This is a genomic window from Bacillus sp. 05T31 (assembly GCF_056396725.1).
Genome location: NZ_JBFTMA010000711.1, coordinates 1 through 2271 on the forward strand (window position 1 = coordinate 1; position 2271 = coordinate 2271).

Here is a 2271-nt window from a genome sequence, read left to right on the forward strand (position 1 = left end):
GTACAAGATAGTTTTCCTCAAGTGCTGGCATAACTTTTTCCACTAAATGTTGTCTACGTGCAGCAGCATAAAGAAGTGCCTCTGTACGTGCTTCCATCATCGTATACTCTTTTTTATGTAAAATTGTTCTAATATCTTCAGAAATTGCAATACCACCCGGTTCTCTGGTCGCCATTACCTTTTGTTCCTTTTGCTCAAAATATGGTAATAAACTTTTAATTAATGTTGTTTTACCCGAACCTTCTGGCCCTTCAATTGTTACAAATAATCCCTTCATCCTAAAACCTACTTTCTATATCATACACGTTCATATATTTCGTACTACCTTGAAAACGAGCCCCTGTTTTCTCTAAATGAGTAATTTGCTTTGTATGTTCTTGAGTAATTCTCTCTCCATACATGATCAATGGAATTCCAGGTGGATACGGAATCACCATTTCTGCAGCTATCATACCAACGGCTTCTTCTATAGATACTAACTTCGTTTCATATCTCTCTAATTGTTTATACGTATACGGTAAAGGGGAAATCTCCCCTTTATAAGTATAACGAATTGATGCTGTCTTGTCTTTTACCTTATATTGCTGCATAGCTAATCGAATGATCTCTATAGCTTTCATATACCCCTCATTTACTTGTAACGGTAATATAAATAGGACGTTATATGGATCTGCCATTTCCGTATATATACCGACTTTTTCAAATACAGACTGTAATTCATACCCCGATAACTGACAGCGAGTTTGCACCGTAACTTTTAATTCATCTTGCGATGGATATTGTAAAATAGCTATTTGTGGGATAGATCGCAACCCTTCTTTAAATCGGCGTAAAAACTCAACGATTTCATCATGACCTTCTTCCTTTATAACTGCTATTGCAAAACGTGCTATATCAAGAGAAGCCATAATTGGATACGATGGGCTACTAGATTGTAGCATACTTAAATAGGAGGAAACTTTTTCTTCGCTCACCAAACGGCTATTTATATGTAAATAAGATCCCATTGTCATCGCAGGTAATGTTTTATGTGCGGAATGAACCACAATATCCGCACCATAAACTAATGCTGACTTCGGGAAGGGGTCCCCTATACAAAAATGCGCCCCATGGGCTTCATCTACTAGAACAGGAATTTTATGTGCATGTGCGTAAGCGATACTTGCCTCTAAATCAATTCCCATACCATAGTAATTAGGATGTGTTAAAATAAGTGCTTTTGCATTTGGATACTTTGTAATTGCCTCCTTAATAATTTCATCATGAACACCTACTGGTACGTTATGTACTTCATCAATCCATGGATTTAAAAAGACCGGATTAGCCCCWGCTAATTTCAAACCATTAATGATCGATTTATGACAATTTCTTTGTACGAGGACAATATCATGTTCGCCGCAGCAAGACAAAATCATTGCTAAATTTCCAACTGTTGAACCATTAATTAAAAAATAACTTTTGTGCACGCCATATACTTCAGCTAATAATTGCTGTGCTTCATCTATACATTCAAACGGGCTATGTAAATCATCTAATCCTGTTAACTCTGTTACATCAATTGATAATATGTCCTTAAACCCCCCTGAAGCTTTCTGAGGGAAGTTTAAACCATTCTTATGACCCGGAACATGAAAAGATAGTAGTCGCCTTTCTTTAAATTCCATTAGCGCCTCATATAAAGGCATACGATTTTGATTCATATATATCTCTTCCTTATTATTCATTCTGTATCTATTATACAGATATTAGGGCAAAAAAAATAATAGGCATAATGCCTATTTAAAAATATGATACTTCTAATTTTCGCAGTTGTTTTAAATAATGTATATACTTCGGGTCAKTTGTCTCAGTATTCACCAGATTTCTTTCGCACTCGTAACATATTAAATTATTATATACATATATTCCTTCCCCACTTTTTGTCTCACAAACGATGCAAATTTCACTTGGTAATTTCATAATCTTTCCTCCCTTTTTAAATAAACATATTATATACCTCTATTCCTTAACAAATTCCCGGAAAATATACATCAATTTTTTATATAATATGATTTATTCTTGGGCAACGTGTTTGTATTACTTATGTATTCCCTTTACTTCTTTCATGTACYGTTTAAAAACAAAAAAACACAAGTCAAAAGACTTGTGTTTTTATCTTGCTTGGCGACGTCCTACTCTCACAGGGACAAGGTCCCAACTACCATCGGCGCTAGAGAGCTTAACTTCCGTGTTCGGTATGGGAACGGGTGTGACCTCTCTGCCATCATCACC

At 35.6% G+C, this 2271-nt stretch carries 3 protein-coding genes and 1 rRNA gene; all 4 read right to left on the reverse strand.

Going from position 1 to position 2271, the window contains the following annotated elements; all coding sequences use genetic code 11:
* Positions 1 to 277: dTMP kinase (gene tmk, locus AC1DJR_RS27050; protein ID WP_477003951.1), on the reverse strand; the 277-nt coding region annotated here is incomplete at its 3' end.
* Between the two features lies 1 nt (position 278).
* Positions 279 to 1700 carry an aminotransferase class I/II-fold pyridoxal phosphate-dependent enzyme gene (locus tag AC1DJR_RS27055; RefSeq protein ID WP_002130200.1) on the reverse strand — a complete coding sequence of 474 codons (1422 nt, stop codon included), beginning with the start codon at positions 1698 to 1700 and terminating at the stop codon, positions 279 to 281.
* Between the two features lie 79 nt (positions 1701 to 1779).
* Positions 1780 to 1959, reverse strand: a complete 180-nt coding sequence (locus AC1DJR_RS27060; protein WP_477003952.1) for a sigma factor G inhibitor Gin — start codon at positions 1957 to 1959, stop codon at positions 1780 to 1782.
* 199 nt (positions 1960 to 2158) lie between these two features.
* Positions 2159 to 2271: ribosomal RNA gene (gene rrf / locus AC1DJR_RS27065) — 5S ribosomal RNA — on the reverse strand; the annotation flags it as partial.